Source organism: Thiolapillus sp. (assembly GCF_048562965.1).
Taxonomy (GTDB): Bacteria; Pseudomonadota; Gammaproteobacteria; order Chromatiales; family Chromatiaceae; genus Thiolapillus; species Thiolapillus brandeum_A.
On the sequence record NZ_JBHNMF010001184.1, the window covers coordinates 1 to 803 of the forward strand.

At 55.3% G+C, this 803-nt stretch carries 2 protein-coding genes; both read right to left on the reverse strand.

Annotated elements, in window-relative coordinates; genetic code table 11:
* Positions 1–201: hypothetical protein (locus ACOCD2_RS23180; protein ID WP_293653859.1), on the reverse strand; the 201-nt coding region annotated here is incomplete at its 3' end.
* A 205-nt stretch (positions 202–406) separates the two neighbouring features.
* On the reverse strand, positions 407–803 hold a 397-nt coding region (locus ACOCD2_RS23185; protein ID WP_419626229.1), incomplete at its 5' end, for an IS66 family transposase.

Consider the following 803-nt stretch of genomic DNA (forward strand, 5'->3'; position numbering starts at 1 on the left):
GGTGATCTCACTGTCCAGGCGGATGACCTTGTCATAAAGCCACGGGGCAAACGTGATGCGATCGCCGGATGCAGCGGCAGCAACAGCGGCCCGTAGTGTTCCGGTGCCATGATCTGCCATACTGGTCACGCGATGAACAGTGATGGCGGCGGCAGGGTTTGAAAATGCCAATATGCCTGATATGATAATTCTCGATTTCATTTGATTTTCCTCTTGTGATTTCAGAGCCGGGCCCGCAACCCCGGCTTTTCTTGTATTATTCGATATACTCGTTGGGCGCACCGACAATCGTCGTCTCAAAGCTCGCCAGTTTTGCCGAGGGTTTGAGCATCACCCCCATGGCAACGGCGATATCTGCGGGGCCGTATCCGTGCCCCCCCCGGATATCTGCTTTGATCGGGCGTAACTACTCACCCCTATCAGCGTAGAGCTGTCCCGAAAAGGCCATTTGAATGGCGACCAGCGGATTGTATCCCTGATTTGCCATGGTCTGCAGGTAACTGGAAATGCGGCAATAGGCCTCGGCGTGCTTTCTTGTCCGGAAGCACCCCGACACCTTCTGTTTGACCTTGCTCATTCTCAGGTCACGTTCGGCCCGGTTGTTGGTAAACGGCACGTGGGAGAGTCTGGCGAAGAGCAGTACTGCCGTCTCATGCTTCTTCAGTCGTTCCCACAGGTTGTGCGCATCGGATTTGGCGACCCGGCCCCGTTTGCCGTTTTGTCTGAGCGGGATAGGCGGGAGCTGCTTTGCACCGCGGGTGAGGATATTGCGGTAGCGTTTCTGCAGATTTTTGTACTCATTC